The sequence below is a fragment of the Sphingomonas sp. genome (assembly GCF_019746015.1).
Lineage (GTDB): Bacteria > Pseudomonadota > Alphaproteobacteria > Sphingomonadales > Sphingomonadaceae > Sphingomonas.
This window is the reverse complement of sequence record NZ_JAIESM010000031.1, coordinates 1-18,787: the sequence shown is the minus strand read 5'-3', so window position 1 is coordinate 18,787 and position 18,787 is coordinate 1. Positions and strand designations below refer to the sequence as shown.

The 18,787-nt window shown below is 68.8% G+C and carries 19 protein-coding genes; 6 read left to right on the top strand and 13 right to left on the bottom strand.

The genetic code is table 11. From position 1 onward, the window contains the following. From ccoO to K2Y03_RS04405, 6 genes are all read right to left on the bottom strand, one after another. Positions 1 to 515, bottom strand: a 515-nt coding sequence (ccoO, locus tag K2Y03_RS04430; RefSeq protein WP_294088585.1) for a cytochrome-c oxidase, cbb3-type subunit II, incomplete at its 3' end; no start/stop codon positions are given. A 12-nt stretch (positions 516 to 527) separates the two neighbouring features. Next, on the bottom strand, positions 528 to 2,162 hold the full coding sequence (ccoN, locus tag K2Y03_RS04425) for a cytochrome-c oxidase, cbb3-type subunit I (RefSeq protein WP_294088583.1): 1,635 nt from the start codon (positions 2,160 to 2,162) through the stop codon (positions 528 to 530). Positions 2,163 to 2,263: 101 nt separating this feature from the next. Next, positions 2,264 to 2,902, bottom strand: coding sequence for a bacteriochlorophyll 4-vinyl reductase (gene bchJ / locus K2Y03_RS04420; protein WP_294088581.1), 639 nt, complete (start codon positions 2,900 to 2,902; stop codon positions 2,264 to 2,266). After that, the gene (bchE, locus tag K2Y03_RS04415) at positions 2,883 to 4,490 is read right to left on the bottom strand and encodes a magnesium-protoporphyrin IX monomethyl ester anaerobic oxidative cyclase (protein ID WP_294088579.1); all 1,608 of its coding nucleotides are present in this window, start codon (positions 4,488 to 4,490) and stop codon (positions 2,883 to 2,885) included. Before bchE ends, bchJ begins: the two co-directional genes overlap by 20 nt. A 106-nt stretch (positions 4,491 to 4,596) precedes the next feature. Continuing rightward, positions 4,597 to 6,534: an AAA family ATPase gene (locus K2Y03_RS04410; RefSeq protein ID WP_294088577.1), complete on the bottom strand. Its 1,938-nt coding sequence runs from the start codon at positions 6,532 to 6,534 to the stop codon at positions 4,597 to 4,599. A gap of 421 nt (positions 6,535 to 6,955) precedes the next feature. After that, a complete protein-coding gene (locus tag K2Y03_RS04405) occupies positions 6,956 to 7,708 on the bottom strand; it encodes an exonuclease domain-containing protein (RefSeq protein WP_294088575.1) in 753 nt (250 codons plus the stop codon). A gap of 113 nt (positions 7,709 to 7,821) precedes the next feature. On the opposite strand from K2Y03_RS04405, the gene K2Y03_RS04400 reads away from it, so the two are divergent. Both K2Y03_RS04400 and K2Y03_RS04395 read left to right on the top strand, forming a co-directional pair. Then, a complete protein-coding gene (locus tag K2Y03_RS04400) occupies positions 7,822 to 8,007 on the top strand; it encodes a hypothetical protein (protein ID WP_294088574.1) in 186 nt (61 codons plus the stop codon). After that, positions 8,004 to 8,363 carry a hypothetical protein gene (locus tag K2Y03_RS04395; RefSeq protein WP_294088572.1) on the top strand — a complete coding sequence of 120 codons (360 nt, stop codon included), beginning with the start codon at positions 8,004 to 8,006 and terminating at the stop codon, positions 8,361 to 8,363. Before K2Y03_RS04400 ends, K2Y03_RS04395 begins: the two co-directional genes overlap by 4 nt. Before the next feature lie 11 nt (positions 8,364 to 8,374). Here the strand turns inward: K2Y03_RS04395 and pgmG are convergent, their stop codons facing one another. From pgmG to K2Y03_RS04380, 3 genes are read right to left on the bottom strand one after another with little or no spacing between them, the layout of a single operon-like run. Next, positions 8,375 to 9,757 (bottom strand): phosphoglucomutase/phosphomannomutase PgmG, encoded by a 1,383-nt coding sequence (gene pgmG, locus K2Y03_RS04390; RefSeq protein ID WP_294088571.1) that lies wholly within the window; start codon positions 9,755 to 9,757, stop codon positions 8,375 to 8,377. Positions 9,758 to 9,790: 33 nt separating this feature from the next. Continuing rightward, the gene (locus K2Y03_RS04385; RefSeq protein ID WP_294088569.1) at positions 9,791 to 10,096 is read right to left on the bottom strand and encodes a J domain-containing protein; all 306 of its coding nucleotides are present in this window, start codon (positions 10,094 to 10,096) and stop codon (positions 9,791 to 9,793) included. Continuing rightward, positions 10,093 to 10,875, bottom strand: a complete 783-nt coding sequence (locus K2Y03_RS04380) for a division plane positioning ATPase MipZ (RefSeq protein ID WP_294088567.1) — start codon at positions 10,873 to 10,875, stop codon at positions 10,093 to 10,095. Before K2Y03_RS04380 ends, K2Y03_RS04385 begins: the two co-directional genes overlap by 4 nt. 111 nt (positions 10,876 to 10,986) lie before the next feature. Here K2Y03_RS04380 and panC point away from each other — a divergent pair, with 111 nt between their 5' ends. Both panC and K2Y03_RS04370 read left to right on the top strand, forming a co-directional pair. Next, positions 10,987 to 11,841 (top strand): pantoate--beta-alanine ligase, encoded by an 855-nt coding sequence (gene panC, locus K2Y03_RS04375; protein WP_294088566.1) that lies wholly within the window; start codon positions 10,987 to 10,989, stop codon positions 11,839 to 11,841. Between the two features lie 70 nt (positions 11,842 to 11,911). Next, positions 11,912 to 12,208: an SEL1-like repeat protein gene (locus tag K2Y03_RS04370; protein WP_294088565.1), complete on the top strand. Its 297-nt coding sequence runs from the start codon at positions 11,912 to 11,914 to the stop codon at positions 12,206 to 12,208. Between the two features lie 259 nt (positions 12,209 to 12,467). Here the strand turns inward: K2Y03_RS04370 and topA are convergent, their stop codons facing one another. Next, on the bottom strand, positions 12,468 to 15,038 hold the full coding sequence (gene topA / locus K2Y03_RS04365; protein ID WP_294088562.1) for a type I DNA topoisomerase: 2,571 nt from the start codon (positions 15,036 to 15,038) through the stop codon (positions 12,468 to 12,470). A 140-nt stretch (positions 15,039 to 15,178) separates the two neighbouring features. Here topA and K2Y03_RS04360 point away from each other — a divergent pair, with 140 nt between their 5' ends. Next, positions 15,179 to 15,598 carry a hemerythrin domain-containing protein gene (locus tag K2Y03_RS04360; protein ID WP_294088560.1) on the top strand — a complete coding sequence of 140 codons (420 nt, stop codon included), beginning with the start codon at positions 15,179 to 15,181 and terminating at the stop codon, positions 15,596 to 15,598. Between the two features lie 153 nt (positions 15,599 to 15,751). On the opposite strand, the gene dprA is transcribed toward K2Y03_RS04360, so the two are convergent. Both dprA and plsY read right to left on the bottom strand, forming a co-directional pair. Further along, on the bottom strand, positions 15,752 to 16,843 hold the full coding sequence (gene dprA / locus K2Y03_RS04355) for a DNA-processing protein DprA (RefSeq protein WP_294088559.1): 1,092 nt from the start codon (positions 16,841 to 16,843) through the stop codon (positions 15,752 to 15,754). Next, a complete protein-coding gene (gene plsY, locus K2Y03_RS04350) occupies positions 16,840 to 17,439 on the bottom strand; it encodes a glycerol-3-phosphate 1-O-acyltransferase PlsY (RefSeq protein ID WP_294088556.1) in 600 nt (199 codons plus the stop codon). The genes dprA and plsY overlap by 4 nt, the downstream gene beginning before the upstream one ends. A 120-nt stretch (positions 17,440 to 17,559) precedes the next feature. Here plsY and murI point away from each other — a divergent pair, with 120 nt between their 5' ends. Beyond that, positions 17,560 to 18,366 carry a glutamate racemase gene (gene murI, locus K2Y03_RS04345; RefSeq protein WP_294088555.1) on the top strand — a complete coding sequence of 269 codons (807 nt, stop codon included), beginning with the start codon at positions 17,560 to 17,562 and terminating at the stop codon, positions 18,364 to 18,366. Positions 18,367 to 18,526: 160 nt separating this feature from the next. Here murI and K2Y03_RS04340 read toward each other — a convergent pair. Further along, positions 18,527 to 18,787, bottom strand: a 261-nt coding sequence (locus K2Y03_RS04340) for an SH3 domain-containing protein (RefSeq protein WP_294088554.1), incomplete at its 5' end; no start/stop codon positions are given.

Genomic DNA, 18,787 nt, shown 5'->3' with positions numbered 1-18,787 from the left:
TAGGGAACGCCCACCCGGCGCAGCGCAACCAGATGCGCGGCCATCGCCTTGCCGTCCAGCGGCCGCTCGGCAAGGAAGGCATAGGGCGGCATGATCGATTCCGGCACCACTTCCTGCGGCGCCTTCATGTGCTGGACATGCCATTCGTCGGAATAGCGCCCGCCGACGCGCGCCAGGTCCGGCCCGGTGCGCTTTGATCCCCATTGGAACGGGTGATCATACATGCTTTCGGCGGCCAGGCTGTAATGGCCATAGCGTTCCACCTCGTCGCGGAACGGGCGCACCATCTGGCTGTGGCAACCATAACAGCCTTCGCGGATATAGATGTCGCGCCCGGCCAGCTCGAGCGGGGTATAGGGGCGCACGCCATCGACCCTGGTGACGGTCGACTGGATCCAGAACAGCGGCGCGATTTCGACGATGCCGCCGATCGCCACGGTGACCAGCGCCAGCGCGCCGAGCAGCGTGACGTTGCGCTCGATAAGCTTGTGGCGATGGAGAAGGCCGGTTGCCATGTCGGTGCTTCCTTATTCGGCGGGAACGAGCGGCCGGTCGCGGCCTGCATCGAACGGGGTTTCGGTAAGTGGCGCCTCGTCGCGCAGCCGGCCGGCGACCGTCATCCAGATGTTGACGACCATCACCGCCGCGCCCGCCAGATAAAGCAGCCCGCCGGTGGCCCGCATCAGGTAGAAGGGGTGCAGCGCCTGCACGACCTCCGCAAAGGAATAGACGAGATAGCCATCGGCGCCATATTCGCGCCACATCAGGCCCTGGGTCATCCCCGACACCCACATCGACGCGGTGTAGAGAACGATGCCCAGCGTCGCGAGCCAGAAGTGCCAGTTGACCATGCGCAGCGAATAGAGCCGCTGGCGGCCCCATAGCCGCGGCGCCATATAGTAGAGCGCGGCAAAGGTGATCATGCCGTTCCACCCCAGCGCGCCCGAATGGACATGGCCGATCGTCCAGTCGCTATAGTGCGTCAGGCTGTTGACCGACTTGATCGACATCATCGGCCCTTCGAAGGTGCTCATCCCGTAAAAGGCGAGCGACAGCACGAACATGCGGATCAGCGGGTCGGTGCGCACCTTGTCCCACGCGCCGTTCAGCGTCATCAGCCCGTTGATCATGCCGCCCCAGCTCGGCATCCACAGCATGATCGAGAACACCATGCCCAGCGTCTGCGCCCAGTCGGGCAGCGCGGTATAGTGAAGGTGGTGCGGCCCGGCCCAGATATAGAGGAAGATCAGGCTCCAGAAATGCACGATCGACAGCCGATAGCTGTAGATCGGCCGCTCGGCCTGTTTGGGCACGAAATAATACATGATGCCCAGAAAGCCCGCCGTCAGGAAAAAGCCGACCGCGTTATGGCCATACCACCACTGGGTCAGCGCATCCTGCACGCCCGAAAAGGCCGAATAGGATTTCGACCCCAGGAACGACACCGGCACCGCCAGGTTGTTGACCAGGTGCAGCATCGCCACTGTGATGATGAACGCCAGGAAGAACCAGTTGGCGACATAGATGTGCGGTTCCGCCCGCTTCAGCAGGGTGCCGGCAAAGACCAGCAGATAGCTGACCCAGACGATCGTCAGCCAGATGTCGACATACCATTCGGGCTCGGCATATTCGCGGCCCTCGGTAATGCCGAGCAGATAGCCGGTCGCCGCCAGCACGATGAACAGCTGATATCCCCAGAACACGAAGCGGGCGAGCGCCGGCGCGAACAGCCTTGCACGGCAGGTGCGCTGAACGATGTAGAAGCTGGTCGCGAGCAGCGCATTGCCGCCGAACGCGAAGATCACCGCCGAGGTGTGGAGCGGGCGCAGCCGCCCGAAAGTGGTGAATTCGGTGGAGAAGTTCAGCTGCGGAAAGGCCAGCTGCAGCGCGATGAACAGGCCCACCGTAAAGCCCGCGACGCCCCAGAACAGGGTCGCGATCACCCCCCAGCGGATGACCTGGTCGTAATAACGGCTGGCGGTCTGTGCGCCCTCGCGCTCGGTGCCCAGCCCCGCAACCGTTGCCCCGGCGGCCAGCAGCGCGGCGATCGCGGCGATCGACATGTGCACCGCAAAGCCCCAGTCGGCGGCCGCCCGCGCGGCGGCAAGCGCGGCAACCGCCAGCACCAACCACATCCCGGAACGCGTGACCGTAGAATTCATTGCCCCACCCTTCTTGCTGGACCTGCCCAGCATGGCCCCATGGCCGGGCGGCGACCTTGATTTTCGTCAAAGCGCGGCTCGCCCGAAATTCGGAAATTTGCTTAGTTTTGAGACTGGTGCCGCCGGCCGCCTTGCCAGCGCAGATTGAAGCGGCAGCAATCGGCGCCGGCGGCTGCGCAGTGATGCTCGGTTACCGTCACGGCGCGGCCGAGCACGCCCGAGAAGATGCGCGCAAAAGTTGCCGCGAAATAGCCGCAGGCCGGGTCCTGCACATGAAGATGCCGGCACGCCGGCGAGCCGGTAATGGTCAGCTGCAACCCGTCGCCGGCGCGACGCCAGTCAAAGCTGCCGCTGCCGGCAAAGGTCCAGGCGTGGCGGCTGATTGCCCGCGCCAGCAGCGCCGCGCCCCAGGCCGGGGGCAATAGCGGCAACAGCCATTGCAGCACGCGCGGGATGCGGTGGCGCAGCAGATAATCGCCGGTCAGCGTGCCGGCGCGGCGCGCAACCGCCTGTGCCTGCGCCAGCGGCACTGCGGCGAACAGCGCGCCATACAGCGCGGCAAAATCATCCTCGGGCACCATCACCCGGGGCGGCGTATCAATATAATGGGCAATGCGCGCGCGGGCGAACACCGCCTGCGTCTCGGCAATGCCATGGCCGGTGGTCAGCGCCTCGGCAATCCGCGTGATCGCGTTGGGGCCGATCAGCGCGACGCGGGGTTCAGCCGCGCGCGTCGCCATTGCCCATGTCCGTCAGCTGCTCCTTGCCGCCGCCACAGGCCAGCGCCGCGGCCGCCGGCACGGGCGCGCGCTTGCGGCTGGGGCTGGCCTGCCATTCGACATCGTCGTCGGCCGCGCGCGTGCGGCTCCGGTCGAAATCGAAGTGCACCTTCTTGCGGCTTTGCGGGCCCCAATAATCAACCTTGCCAAGATCATAGAATTGGCGCTTGAACCCGGCGCGCATATAGGCCTTCAGGCAGCCGAGCAGATAGCGCCGCCGTGCGCCCGACCCTGCCCAGGGATAATGGAACAGCGCCTTCTTCATGTAGAAGCGGCGGTAATTGTTCATCACCCGGTCGAGCAGTTCGCCGCGCTCCATCGCCTGCGGTTTCATGATCGGGGTGACGAAATTGTATTTTTCGTAATCGAACACCTCGACCTTGTCGCCCAGCTCCTTGAACAGGTCGCTGAACGGCCAGGGGGTATACATCGACCAGTTGGCCAGATCGGGCTTCCAGTCGCACGCCATGCGATAGGTTTCCTCCAGCGTCTCGGCGGTCTCATTCTCCAGCCCGACGATGAACTGCGCCTCGACGACGATGCCGGCGCGGCGCAGCAGCTCGATCGCGCGCTTGTTGTCGGCGACGGTGGTTTCCTTGTTGAACAGGTCGAGCTTCAGCTGCGCGGCTGCCTCCGTGCCGAGCGAGACATGGACAAGCCCCGCCTTGCGATAGAGCGGCAGTAGCTCCTCGTCGCGCAGAATGTCGGTGACGCGGGTGTTGATGCCCCACAGGATGCCCAGGTCGCGGCGGATAAGCTCTTCGCAAAAGGCGACGAACTTCTTGCGGTTGATCGTCGGCTCCTCGTCGGCAAGGATGAAGAAGCCGACGCCATGGTCGCGCATCAGCCCTTCGATCTCGTCCACCACCAGCCGCGGATCGCGCACGCGATAATCGCGCCAGAATTTCCACTGCGAGCAGAAGGAGCAGGTGAACGGGCAGCCCCGTGCCATGTTGGGGATGGCCACCCGCGTGCCGAGCGGGATGTAGTTGTATTTCGGCCAGTCCAGAATGCTCCAGTCGGCGGTGATGCTGTCAATGTCCTTGATCGTTGGCGCCGCCGGCGTGGCAACGACCATGCCGTCTTCCAGATAGGCAATGCCGTTGATGGTGCTGCGCGCGGCCGGCCAGCGCCCGTCGGCCACCGCACGCGCCAGCGCCACCATGATCTCCTCGCCCTCGCCGCGCGCGATCGCGTCGATCCATGGCGCCTCTGCCAGCACCTGGCGGTACATGAAGGTGCCGTGGACGCCGCCCAGCAGCGTCATCGCCTGCGGCACCACGTCCTTTGCCATCTTCAGCACGCGTTCGGCGGTGTAGATGGCGGGTGTGATCGCAGTGGTGCCGACAATGTCGGGCTGCGCCTCGGCAATCATCGTGCGCAGCCGGTCATCGTCGATATGGTGCGTCATCGCATCGATGAAGACGATGTCGTCGAACCCGGCCTTTCTGAGCGCGCCGGTCAGATAGGCGGCCCAGGCCGGGGGCCAGTTGCCCGCAATTTCCGCGCCGCCGGAATGATAGTTGGGGTGGATGAACAGGATCCGCATCGCCGTGCCGCCTTTTCTTCGAACAGCTCGCCACATTGAACATCCGCCACGCCGCCGGCACCCGCATTGACGCAGGTCAATTCACCGGTGCCGGCGGTCACCCCGATCAGAACCCCAGCCGGCCGCGCGCGGGGCGCCAGCCGGCCTCCCGCGCGAGCCGCTCGACGATGTCCTCCGCGCTGTTCGCCGGGGCGTGGCGCAGCTGGCGCTTGACGGCGGCGAAGTCTCCCGGCGTCAGGTTGGCGAGCTGGCCGAGCGACGCCGGCGCGGCCAGGTCGAAATGCCGCTCGAACGCCGTTGCCGCCCGTTCGGGGCCAAGCGCTGCCAGGTCGATCTTGAACACGAAGCGGCGCAACGCGGCCGGATCGAGCCGGTGGGCGTGGTTGGTGGCGGCAATCACCGGCAGCGGGTGGCGATCGAGCCAGGTCAGCATCTCGTTGACCTGGCCGGCCTCCCATGACTGGGCGGCGCCGGTCCGGTCGAACAGCAGCGAATCCACCTCGTCGAACAGCAGCACATGGCCATGGTCGCGCGCCTCGGCAAAGGTGTCGGCGATCGCCCGCTCGGTGCCGCCGACCCAGCGCGACAGCAGGTCCGACGCCCGCTTCACCACCAGCGGCCGGTCGATCGCGCGGGCCAGATGATGCGCCAGCGCCGTCTTGCCCGTGCCGGGCGGCCCCGTCAGCAGCAGCGAGACATCGGTGGCGCCGGTCGCGACGAGGCGTTCGACCAGCGGGGCAAGCGGCAGGTCGGTCTCGAACAGGTCAAGGTCAACCGGCGCGCCCAGATCGACCGGCAGGTCTGACCCGCGCAGCGCGCGCACCAGCGTGGCCGCCGCACCCGCGCCGCCATCGGCTTCGCCGGCAAGCCGCGCCGCCCGGCTCGCCACGCGCAGCACGGTGGCCGTTTCCGGCGCCCGGTCGAGCAGCGTCTCCACATCCGGGTGCATCGCCACCCCCTCTTCGGCCGACACGCGCGCCATTATGCGCCGCGCCGTGCGCGGAGAGGGCAGCCCCAGCTTCACGACAAAGCTCATCCGCCGCAGGATCGCTGCATCGACATTGCCGATCGCGTTGGTCGTCCAGATCACCGGCACGGCGTTGGTCTCCAGCAGCCGGTTGACGAACACCTTGCTGCCCTGCCGCCGCGAAACCCAGTCGCCCCCGCTGGGCGACGCGTCGCCGATCAGGTCCTCCATCTCGTCGAACAGCAGCACGGCCCCGGCCGCCGGCGCCAGCGCGCGCTGGGCAAGGTGCAGCGCGCTCACCCGGTCGAAGCGGGTCGGTTCCGTGCCGTCGTCATCCGCCTCGCCGACGCCATGGAGCGACAGGCCGGCGGCCGCCGCCAGCGTGCAGGCCAGCTCGGTCTTGCCCGTGCCCGGCGGGCCGTGGATCAGAATGTTGACGCCCGCCGCCCGCTCGGCAACGGCGCCGCGCAACAGCCGGACCAGAAAGCACGCCTCCGGCAGATGCGCGAAATCGTCGAGCGTCAGCCGCGCGCGCTGGGGCGGGCCGATCAGCGTGGCGACCACCGAGCCATGGTCGGCCACGGCCTGGTCGAGCAGCCGCTCCAGCGGCCACCTGATGTCGAGCTCGATCGCGCCCTGGCGGGTGGCGTAGAAGCCGACAAGGCCGAGCCGCACCGCCGCGCTGCGCCGGACCATCCGGTCCGCATCGACGGCCGCAGCGCCCGCCAGCTCGCCGACCAGCGGCACGATGTCGCGGCCATGGTCGGTCCACAGCCTGGCCAGACCGGCAAGGCGGGGCAGGCGGTCCATCGCGACGAACAGCTGCAGCAGCGCCGCATCGAGCGGATCGAGCTGCAGGACCTGCGCCAGTACATCGGCTAGCGCCAGGACGTGCGGGGTTTCGCCCGCTTCATCGCGCGCCAGCGCGTCGCACGCCGCTGCCCAATCCTGGCTTTCGCCCAGGCCCAGCCAGTCGGCATGGGTTGCCGCCCAGTCGTTCAGTGCCCCCTTCAGGCGCGCCTCGGTCGGCACGCCGATCCGGCGCGCAACGCGCCGGGCAATCATCCATTCGTTCATTTCAATCGCATCCGTTCGCGCGGCGTGGCGCACGCCGGTTGACCGGCGCGGCGCTCAGCGCTTGTCCGTTGATTTTGGCTGCGGGCGGCTGATCCATTCGGCCCCCGCAGCGCCGCCCGGTAGACGGGCGGTTACGGCAGGGAACGGATGCAGCTGCCCGTGCCTGGCAAAGCCATGCGGTACAGCAATCCACTTACTCCGGTTTGTGCAGGAAAGGCCTGCGACGGCGCGTGCCGATAGCGCAAAATGCGCGCCGTCGCAACCATGGGCGGATCGCTTGTGCCAGCCTGCAAGTTGAAGCGGCACCAGCTCGCACCCCCACCCGACCACCCACATGATAGTGCCGATGGGCGATCGAGTGAGGGAGCGGGCCGGAACGGGGACGGGGACCGGGACGGTTTCAGCCCAACCGAAACCAACGCTACAGCAGCAAGGCCTGCGGGTCTGGCCGGCGGGTGCCGCCGCCATGGCGGCGGGCGATTTCCTGTTCGGCGGTATAGCGCACATCGGGGTCGCGTTCGCGCGCGAAGGCGGCCAGCGCCTCGTCGTCGATCTCGTCCCAGCCCTTGCCGCGATCGGGGCCGGAACGCACGCGCGGCAACAGGCCGGGCAGCTGCGACCAGGCGATCAGCTGATCGGCGGTGACCGTGTTCAGCATGTCGCGCAGATGGTGCGCGGTGACATAGGCATCGGGAAAGGCGCGGTGCGCGGGCAGGCCGCGTTCATGCTCCAGCCCGTCGGGCCGCCGCCAGTAGCGCAGCACCTGGTTGGAGAAGCTGGGCGATTCGGGCCAGAGTCTCAGCGCGCATTTCCACGTGCAGATCCAGTCCGCGCCATGGGTGAGCGAGGGGGTGCAGAATTGCTGCTCGAAATCGGCATGATGCGCGGCCAGCGCCAGCCGGCGCGGCCACGGATCGAGCACCCGGCGCGCGACATCGTGCCACAGCGGCGCCTGTGCCACATCCTCGTCGCGGATATGGTGGATGGCCTGGGTAAGCGCGGGAATCGGCCGCCCGGGATGGACATAGAGCGCGCCGCCCTCGCCATGCAGCGCCCAGCGCTCGTCGGCGCCCAGCGCCACATCCTGCCAGCCAATCTCGCACACGCCATGCGCGGGCGGCGCCTGGCCGGTCGTTTCCAGATCGATGACGCGAATGATGCTCGGGGCAGCCATGCGCTCCTCCCTGAACGCTTCGGGCGCCGAATGCCAGCCTCTAGCCAAGCCTCGGCAGCATCGTTACGCTAACGCAAGAATTGGGCGTGCGGTGCGCGCTCGGGGGAAGTGCGATGTTCAAATGGATTGTCGGCCGCGCCAAATGCCTGATCGGCGTGCATCACCGCTCGCACGCGCGGGCCTATCGCCCGGCCAAGGACAGCATCTATCTCAGCTATTGCGAATATTGCGGCGTGCCGATGAAGCGGCTGTCCAAGCGCAACTGGGTGGTGCAGCCCAAGAGCGAGCGCCAGGGGTGATTGCGCGGGCCGCCGCCGGCGCGCTGCTGTTGGCGACGGCGGCACCGGCGATGGCAACCTATGCCACACAATGTACCGGCAAGCGCGATACGCCCCCGGTGTGGCTGAGCTTTGGCAGCGATTACGATGTGTTCGAGGTGCATCTGGGCCGTCGTCGCAACGCCCGGACGTTCACCGAAAAGGCCATTCGCCAGCAGCCCGGACAACCGGGCGAGCTGCGCTTCGACACGCTTGGCCGGTCGGGTCGCCTGGCTGCCCGCTTCGTCCTGCGCCCGGCGCGGCCCGGGGGCGGCTGGGTGGGGACGATGGTCTATAATCGCCGCAAATTCTGGTTGCGCTGCGACCTGCCGGGCTGAGCCGGCGGCGCTCAGTGCGCCGCCTGCGGCCCGCGCGCCAGCCCGCTTGCCGCCAGCTGATCGTCGATCATCGCCAGCAGCCGGTCGAGCGCATCGGCCGAGGTCGCCTCCGCGCGTGCGACCAGCACGTCCTGCGTGTTCGACGCGCGCAGCAGCCACCAGCCGTCCGCCGTCGTCACCCGCGCGCCATCGGTGCGGTTGACGGTGGCGCCGGCGGCTTCCAGCCGGTCGAGCACTTCGCCGATCACCGCGAATTTGCGCGTCTCGTCGACTTGGAAGCGCAGCTCGGGCGTGTTGACCAGCGCCGGCATCGCGCCGCGCAGCTCGGTCATCGACCGGCCGCTGGCGTGCATCGCGCGGATCAGGCGGACGGCGGCGTAATGCGCATCGTCAAAGCCGTAGAAATCATGCGCGAAGAAGATGTGGCCGCTCATCTCGCCGGCCAGCGGGCTGCCGGTTTCCTTCATCTTGGTCTTGATCAGGCTGTGCCCGGTCTTCCACATCAGCGGCGTGCCGCCCAGTTCGGCGACGCGGTCGAACAGTGCCTGGCTGGCCTTTACATCGGCGATGATGGTGGCGCCGGGCAGCTCGGCGAGCACGGGTTGCGCCAAAATGGACAGGATCTGGTCGCCCCAGATCACCCGGCCGGTGCCGTCGATCGCGCCGATCCGGTCGCCATCGCCATCGAAAGCCAGTCCGAAATCGAGGCTCTTTTCCTCGACCAGCGCCTTTAGCGCGGCCAGATTCTTTTCCTCGGTCGGGTCAGGATGGTGGTTCGGGAAATGCCCATCGACATCGGTGAACAGCAGATGGTGCTCGCCGGGCAGCAGCTTGGCCAGCCGCTCGACCACCGGGCCGGAGGCGCCGTTGCCCGCGTCCCAGCCGATGCGATAGGCGCCGCCGTCGAACCCGGCGACCAGGCGGGCGACATAGGCGTCGATCACATCGGCCTCGCCGACCGCGCCATTGCCGCTTTCCCAGTCGCCCTCGGCGGCCATGCGGCCCAGGTCCTGAATGTCCGCGCCAAAAAACGGGCGGTGCTGAAAGACCATCTTGAAGCCATTATAATCGGCGGGATTATGGCTGCCGGTTATCTGGATGCCGCCATCCACTTCCAGCGTCGCCTCGGCGAAATAGAGCATTGGCGTCGGCCCCATGCCGATCCGCACCACGTCCACGCCCGACCGGGTGAGCCCGTCGATCAGCGCTTCTTCCAGCGCGGGTGAGGACAGCCGCCCGTCATAGCCCACCGCCACGCGGGTGCCGCCGGCGCGGCGGATGCGGGTGGCAAAGCCACGGCCCAGCGCGCGCGCATCGTCCGCCGACAGGGTTTTGCCGACAATGCCGCGCACATCATATTCGCGCAGTGCCGTCGGGTTGAACAGGTGGGTCATCACGCCTCCAAAAAACGCCTGGAATCGGTTTGGTCAGGCGCCCAGTGCGCCAAGCAGGGCATCGCGCGCAAGGTTCAACTGGCGCGCGCGTTCAGTGGTGCCGCCGCGATCGGGATGGGCATCGGCCATCAGCCGGCGATGCGCGGCGCGGATTTCGGCTGCCCCGGCGCCCGGCGGCACGCCCAGCAGCGCGCGCGCCTCGGCCAGGGTGCGGTCAAGCCCGAGGTCAGCGGGCGGCGCGCCGCCGGTGGCCGGGCGTGGCCGCCGCCGGGCCGGGCCGCGCCACAGCCGCCAGCCCAGATAGGCGACCAGCACCGCGACAAGGAACTTGATCGTCATGCAAACAGCGGCAGCGCCGGCTCCGGCAGGCCGAGCGCGGCCATCATCTCGCGCAGTTCCTGGCGCGCGGCGACATGGCCCAGCCCCATTTCGCCGAATTCGCGCGAATCGATCATCGTCAGCCCCTTGGGGAACAGCTCGCGATAGACGACGCGCTCGCCAAGCCCGGGAATGACGCGAAAGCCGATCCGCTTGGCCAGCTGCGTCATCGCCTCGGACACGCGGCGCATGTTGCGCGCCTCGATATGCTGCAGCCGGTTGCGCAGCACCACCCAGTCGATGGTCGCGCCATCGGCCTTGGCGCGGGCCTTGCGCGCGTCCCAGATCAGTTCGGCATAGAAGCTGGGGCGGGTGACCTTGTAGCTGACCGGATCGACCTGGCCGATCAGGTCGAAATCGACGAAACTGTCGTTCATCGGCGTCACCAGCGTGTCGGCGCGCTGGGCGGCCATGCGGGCAAAGCGATCATCGCGGCCGGGCGTGTCGATCACCAGGAAATCGGTGTCGTGGGACAGCTCGGCCAGCTGGTCGGAAAAGCGCGGCAGGCTCTCGCCGTCATGCGTCAGGTGGCGCGGCATCGGCAGCTCGCGGCCCAGCCGGCGGATCGTCTCGGCGCGATTGTCCAGATAGCGTCCCAGCGTGCGCTGGCGGTGGTCCAGGTCCAGCGCGGCGACGCGCGCGCCCTTGGCGGCCAGCGCAATCGCGACATGGACAGCGGTGGTCGATTTGCCGGTGCCGCCCTTCTCGTTCGCGAACACGATGATGTGCGGTTTACTCAACGCCTTACCCCTTGGGCCGTCAGCCGGACAGCGCCTTGCCACACAAGCTTGATCGCCGGGGCCTGCCCCCATAGAAGGCCCGTCCTGTTCTCTAGCCAAGGCGTTAACCGCGTGCAAACCATCCGTCATCTCACCGAGCTTCGCGACCAGCTGTCTGCCTTGCGCGCAGACGGCGCGCGCATCGCGCTGGTGCCGACCATGGGCGCGCTGCATGACGGGCATATGGCGCTGGTGGAGGCGGCCAAGCGCGTGGCCGATGCGGTGGTCGCCTCGATCTTCGTCAACCCGCTCCAATTTGCGCCGAGCGAAGATCTGGCGCGCTATCCCCGGCGCGAGCTGCAGGATGCGCGCATGCTGGCGGACGCAGGCGCGGCGATCCTGTGGATGCCCCCGGTCGAGCAGATGTATCCAGCGGAGTTCGCGACCAATATCAGCGTCGCCGGGGTGAGCGAGGGGCTGGATGGCGCCGCCCGGCCCGGCCATTTCGACGGGGTCGCGACTGTCGTCGCCAAGCTGTTCAATCAGGTGCGCCCCGATGTCGCGCTGTTCGGCGAGAAGGATTTTCAGCAGCTGGCCGTCATCCGCCGGCTGGTGGCCGATCTCGATTTCGGGATCGAGATTGTCGGCGTGCCCACCCAGCGCGATGATGACGGGCTCGCGCTGTCCTCCCGCAACGCCTATCTGGCAGGCGAAGATCGCGCCCGCGCGGTGGCGCTGCCCCGGGCGCTGGGGGTGGCGGCGCGCGCGATTGAGCGCGGCACACCGGCCGAGCAGGCGCTGGCCGCTGCGCATGACGCGCTGATCGCCGCCGGGTTCGACCGCGTCGATTATGTCAGCCTGGTCGATGCCGAAACGCTGAAGCCCGCCACCGGGCCGGGCCGGCCGCTGCGCCTGCTGGCCGCTGCCGTCATCGCGGGCACACGCCTGATAGACAATATTCCGTTGCAAAATTCCGAACAGGGTTAACCGTATTAACCCTATCTTTAAGCTTTGTGGGCGAAACCCCGTGCCATGAGAGGCAAAAGGGGTAGCGACCATGGCACACAGCCTGAAGAGCGCGACGTTCCTGATCGAAAGCCGGATCGCGGACGCAGCGCGCGGTGATTGCAATGCCTGTTACGACCTGGGGATGATCTATTCCTCGGGCGCGGGCGGGGTCGATATCGACCTGATCGAAGCCCATAAATGGTTCAACCTGGCGGCGGTCTGGGGCAGCGCGGCCGCCCAGCAATGCCGCAGCGACATCGCCGAAGACATGACGGCGCGCGAAATCGCCGACGCCCAGCGCCAGGCCCGCGCCTTCCTCCAACAGATCAGCGCCCGCGCCGCCTGAGATTCAGCGCCGGCGATGACGCCGGGCTACGATCCGTCACCCGGGCGCTCGCGGCAAGGCAGTCGCGCCATCGCATCAACAGCCGGCCCGGCGGGCCGTGACGATCGCCATACACAGCCCGTCACCCCGGCCTTGAGCCGGGGTCCCGCTGCCTTTTTCCACGCCACCGCCAGCAGCGCCGTTGCAGCAGAAAAGCGGGATCCCGGGTCAAGCCCGGGATGACGGCAATGGCAACGGTCCCGGCCGGTCTGGCCGTCGATCAGGCCGGGGCCTTGGCCTTGCGCGGTTTGGCGGCGGGTTTCTTCGCGGGCTTTGCCGCTGCCTTTGCCGCTTTCTTCGGCGCCGCCTTCTTCGCGGCGACCTTCTTCCCCTTCTTGGCCGGTGCCGCCGCCGCGCGCGCGTCGATCAGCTGGGCGGCTTCCTCCAGCGTCAGCGCGTCCTTGTCGATCGTCTTGGGCAGCGTCGCATTGGTCGTGCCGTCGGTGACATAGGCGCCGTAGCGGCCCGCCATCAGCTTCAGCTCGGCCTCGGTGCGCGGATGTGCGCCCAGCACGCGCAGCGGCGCCGGTGCGCCGTGTGCCGCGCGCCCGCCGCCGGCCGCTGCCTCGGCCAGCTTCACGACCGCCGCATTCATGCCGGTTTCGAACACTTCGGCGGTGCTCGACAGGCGCGCATATTTGCCGTCATGCGCCAGATAGGGGCCATAACGGCCGATCGCGGCGGTGATTTCCTTGCCGGTTTCCGGGTGCATGCCGATGCTGCGCGGCAGCGACAAAAGCTTCAGCGCCGCCGTCAGATCGGGCTCAGCCAGGTCGCGCGGGATGGAGGCGCGCTTGGCCTCCTTGCCCTCGCCCAGCTGCAGATAGGGGCCGAAGCGGCCGCTGCGCTTGCTGACCTCCAGCCCCGTATCGGGATCGGTGCCCAGCACTTCCGGCCCGGCATCACCGCCGCCCTGCTCGCCCCCTTGCGCGAAACGGCGAGTGAATTTGCACTCGGGATAGTTGGAGCAGGCGACAAACGCGCCGAACCGCCCGCCGCGCAGCGCCAGCCGGCCGGCGCCGCAATTGGGGCACAGGCGCGGATCGCTGCCATCGCCCGTGTCGGGGAACAGATAGTCGCCCAGAAACGCATCGAGCGCGGCGGTGACTTCGGACGGCTGGAACGCCATCACCTCGGCCGTGCGCGGCTGGAAATCGCGCCAGAACGCCGCCAGCACCGCCTGCCAGTCGGCGCGGCCGCCAGACACATCGTCCAGCTCCTCCTCGAGGCCCGCCGTAAAATCATACTCCACATATTTTTCGAAGAAGCGCTCCAGGAACGCGGTCAGCAACCGGCCGCTTTCCTCGGCAAAGAAGCGGTTCTTCTCGATGCGGACATAGGCGCGGTCCTTCAGCGTCTGCAGGATCGCGGCATAGGTGGAGGGGCGGCCGATCCCCAGCTCCTCCAGCCGCTTGACGAGGCTCGCTTCGGAAAAGCGCGGCGGCGGCTGGGTGAAATGCTGCTCGGCGGCAACCGCCGTCCTGGCGGGCGCATCGCCGCTGCGCAGCCGGGGCAGGCGGCGTGCCTCCTCGTCCTGCGCGTCGTCGGCGCCTTCTTCATAGAGCGCCAGATAGCCCGGAAACAGCACCACCTGCCCGGTCGCGCGCAGCGCATGGCGGCCGGTGCCGTCTTCCAGCTCGACGACAGTGCGCTCCAGCCGGGCGCTTGCCATCTGGCTGGCGAGCGCGCGCTTCCAGATCAGCTCGTACAGCCGGGCATGGTCGCCCGAGCCCGCACGCTCGCGGCCGAAATCGGTCGGGCGGATCGCCTCATGCGCTTCCTGCGCGTTCTTCGCCTTGGTCTGATATTGGCGCGGCTTGTCGGGCACATAGCCGCCGTCATAGCGGGCGACGACCGCCGCGCGCGCCGCCGAAATGGCGCTTTCGTCCATCTGCACGCCGTCGGTGCGCATATAGGTGATCGCGCCATCCTCATACAGGCCTTGCGCGATTCGCATGGTGTGGCTGGCCGAGAAACCCAGCTTGCGCGCCGCTTCCTGCTGCAGCGTGGAGGTGGTGAAGGGCGGCGGCGGGTTGCGGGTGGCGGGCTTGGTCTCCACCGAGGCCACGGTGAAGCGGCCGGCCTCGACATCGGCGCGTGCCGCCTCGGCGGTGGTGCCGTCGCCGATCGACAGCCGGTCGAGCTTGTCGCCGCGCCAGCGCACCAGCCGCGCGGCAAAGGGAGTGCCGTCCTGCTCCAGGCTGGCCGTGACGCTCCAATATTCCTGCGCGCGGAACGCCTCGATCTCGCGCTCGCGCTCGACGATCAGCCGCAGCGCGACCGACTGCACCCGCCCGGCCGATTTGGCGCCGGGCAGCTTGCGCCACAGCACCGGCGACAGCGTGAAGCCGACCAGATAATCGAGCGCCCGGCGCGCGCGATAGGCATCGATCAGATCGGTGTCGAGCGCGCGCGGATGCGCCATCGCGGTGGTGACGGCGGCCTTGGTGATGGCGTTGAAGGTGACGCGCTCGACCTGTTTGGGCAGCGCGCGCCGGCTCTTCAGCACTTCCTGCACATGCCAGCTGATCGCCTCGCCCTCGCGGTCGGGGTCGGTCGCCAGGATCAGCCGGTCGGCCTCCTTCGCGGCATCGGTGATGGCTTTGAGCTGCTTGGCCTTGTCGGCGTAATTTTCCCACGCCATCGCAAAGCCGTCATCCGGGTTCACCGACCCGTCCTTCGCCGGCAGGTCGCGGACATGGCCATAGCTGGCCAGCACGCGATAATCGCGGCCCAGATAGGATTCGATGGTCTTTGCCTTGGCGGGCGATTCGACGATGACAAGCTGCACGATTGACTCCCTTACGCGCGCGAGGGTGAGGAGGCATGCCGCACCGCGTCAAGGGGGGTACCCGATCCGGGGCTGCGGATCGCCGGCCCGCCCGGTCGCGCTAGCGCGCCATTAACGATGCAAACGTTATCCGTTAACCCATGGAACAACAGTCACCTGACCCCGCGCGACTGCGGGCCGAGCACGACGCGCTGGCGCGGCGCGTTGCCGGGGTGCGGCAGCTGCTGGAGCCTGCTGCGCCCAATCCGCGCCGGGTGCTCGGCCGGCTGCGCGCGCTGCGCGTGGCGCTGGCCGAGCACCTCGCGCACGAAGATAGCGAGCTTTACCCGCAACTGGTCGGCGGGGCCGATCCGGCGGCGGCGGCCATCGGCATGCATCTGCGCTGCGAATATGATTATCTCACCGGCGACTGGAACCTCTATCTGCTGCACTGGCGGCCCGCGCGCATCGCCGCCGACTGGGCGGGTTTTGTCGAAGACAGCCGGGCAATGATGGCGCGCCTAGACGCCCGCATCGCCCGCGAAAACGCGCTGCTCTACCCGCTGCTGGTGGCGTGCTAGCGGGGGTGGTTCTCCGCCAGTGATCCATCCCGTCGCCCCGGACTTGATCCGGGGCCCCGCTGCCTTTGCGACCGCGGGAAAAAAGCGGGACCCCGGGTCAAGCCCGGGGTGACGGTTCCTCAGTAGTCTCTGGCCAGCGCAACCTCACCCCGCTCACCCGATCAGCGATGCCCGCCCGCCTGCATGCCGTTCCAGCCGGCCGGCCAGTTCCAGCTCGAGCAGCACGGTCTGCACGATGGCGGGCGCGATGCCCGACTGGCGCACCAGTTCGTCGACCGCGACCGGCACCGGCCCCAGCAGGCCGGTCACCCGCTGCCGCTCGGCGTCGCTCGCGTCCTCGGCCGGCGGCGCGCCATAGCCGCTTGGCCGGGCGCGCAGCATCCGCGCGTCAAGCGGGCGGACCTGCTCCAGAATGTCGGCGGCGGACTGGACGAGCGTTGCGCCGTCGCGGATCAGCGCGTTGCACCCTTGCGCGCGCGGATCGGCCGGGCTGCCGGGCACCGCCATCACCTCGCGCCCCGCCTCGCCCGCCAGCCGCGCGGTGATCAGCGAGCCTGATCGGGGTGCGGCCTCCACCACCACCGTGCCCAGCGCCAGTCCGGCGATGATGCGGTTGCGCTGGGGAAAATGTCGGGCGAGCGGCTGGGTGCCGGGCGGCTGTTCGGCGACCAGCAGTGCCTCCTCGGCAATGCGCGCCTGCAGGGCGGCATTTTCGGGCGGAAAGGCAATGTCGATGCCGCTGGCGATGACGCCGATCGTCGCCGCGCCCGCGCCCTGATGCGCGGCGGTGTCGATCCCGCGCGCCAGGCCAGAGACGACGGTGACGCCCGCCTCCGCCAGCGCCAGCGCCAGATCGCGCGCGAAGCGGCAAGCGGCGGCAGAGGCATTGCGCGCGCCGACCATCGCCACCATCGGCGCGGCGTAAAGCTCTGCGCGCCCCTGCACGATGAGCGCGGGCGGCGCGCTGTCCAGCTCGGCAAGCAAGGCGGGATAGTCCGCCGCGCCCAGCAGCAGATAGCGCCCGCCCAGCGCCGCCACGCGCGCGATCTCGCGCTCCACCGCGCGCGGGTCTGCTAGGGCCGGTGGCCGGCCGCCGCCGCGCGCCGCCAGCTGGGGCACGGCCTCTAGCGCGGCTGCCGCACTGCCGAAGCGCGCGATCAGCTGGCGATAGGTGACGGGGCCGATGCCATTGGTGCGGATGAGCCGCAGATGCGCGGCCAGCTCCGCCGGCGCGGCGCCGCTCACCCCTTGCTGCCGCCGATGCGCGGCTCCTGCCCGGCGAGCAACCGCTCGATATTCGCGCGGTGCCGCCACAGCACGATGGCCGCCAGCGCAATCAGCAGCAGCACCAGATCGAACCGGCCGAACAGCGCGACCGACACCGGCGCGCTGATCGCCGCCAGCATGCCCGCGGCCGAGGAAATGCGCAGGCCCGCCAGCATCCCCAGCCACACCACTGCGTAAACCAGCGCGCTCAACGGGTGGAGCGCGAGCACGATGCCCATCAGCGTCGCCACGCCCTTGCCGCCCTTGAACCCCAGCCAGACCGGGTAGCAATGGCCGATGAACGCCGCTGCGGCTGCGACCGGTGCATGGCCGGGCCATAGCCGCTCGGCAATCACCACCGCCGCCCAGCCCTTGGCCAGATCGAGCAGCAGCGTGGCCGCCGCCAGCCCCTTGCGCCCGGTGCGCAGCACGTTGGTGGCGCCGATATTGCCCGAACCGATCTGGCGGATGTCGCCTTCGCCGGCCGCGCGCGTCAGCAGCAGGCCGAACGGAATCGAACCCAGCGCATAGCCGAGCAGCAGCGCACCGGCGAGCGCGATCAACGTGGCATTCATGGCTCCTGGCCCCCGGGGAAGAAAGCGTTGGCGCTGAGCATAGGCCGCACGCTTGGGCGCATGCAACCACCCGGCGGGGGCGTTGCCAAGCGCGCCGCGCCCGGGCAAGGACGCCGGGCGATGACCGACGCTGCCGATCCGCGCCCCTTGCTGTTCTTCGATTCGGGCGTGGGTGGCCTGTCGGTGCTGGCCGCCGCGCGCGCGCTGATGCCGATGGCGCCCTTGGTCTATGCCGCTGATTCGGCCGGTTTTCCCTATGGCACCCGAAGCGAGGCGGAAATTGCCGCGCGCGTGCCCGCCCTGCTCGGCCGGCTGGCGGAGCGCTATCGCCCGCGTCTCATCGTGATTGCGTGCAACACCGCCTCCACCATCGCGCTGCCGGTGGTGCGCGCCGCGCTCGACCTGCCGGTGGTCGGCACCGTGCCCGCGATCAAGCCGGCCGCCTTGCTCAGCCGCACCCGCGCGATCGGCGTGCTCGGCACCGAGGCGACCGTGCGCCAGCCCTATGTCGACCGGCTGGCCGCCGAATTTGCCAGCGACTGTCTCGTGCTGCGCCATGGCTCGGCCGATCTGGTCGCCGCGGCCGAGGCGCGGCTGCGCGGGGAGGCAGTGGCGCCCGAACGCTTTGCCGCCGCGCTTGCCGGGCTGCTCGACCAGCCGGGCGGGGAGCGGATCGACGTCGTCGTCAATGCCTGCACCCATTTTCCGCTGGTCGAGGCGGAACTGGCCGCCGCCGCGCCGCGCCCGATCCGCTTCGTCGATGGCAGCGCCGGCATCGCCCGCCGCATCGCGCACCTGACCGCCGGGCAGGGCTGGCCAGCGGCGGCGGGGGAGGGCACTGCCGTGTTCACCCGGCTGGGCGCGGACGAGCAGGCGCTTGCCCCCGCGCTTGCGAGGCATGGCCTCACCCGGATCGAGGCGCTTTAGGGTCACTCCTCCTCCCCTTCAGGGGAGGAGGTCGGGAGGTGGGGCGTCTAAGCAGAGCGCGGCGCCGGTGGTTAGGCCCCTCCCCAACCCCTCCCCTGAAGGGGAGGGGCTTGATTGAGCGCTAAGCCCCTCCCGCCTGTGGGAGGGGAGGCTGGCCCCGTCACGCCGGCGTCAGGAAGCCGCCATGCACCCAGCCGGTGGCGCGCGGGGTGCCGTCTGGGCCCAGCACATTCACCTGGTGCCAGTTGCCGTCCACCTCCAGCGGTTCGACCAATGTGCCCAGCGGCAGCAGCTCGCTTGCGGCAAATTGCGTGCCCGGCCCGCTGCGCAGGTTGAGGCCGCTCGCGACCGCCACCTTCATCAGCGTGTCGCCATCGTCCGCCCGCCCGCCGAATACGCGGGCGCGAAAGCGCACCATGTC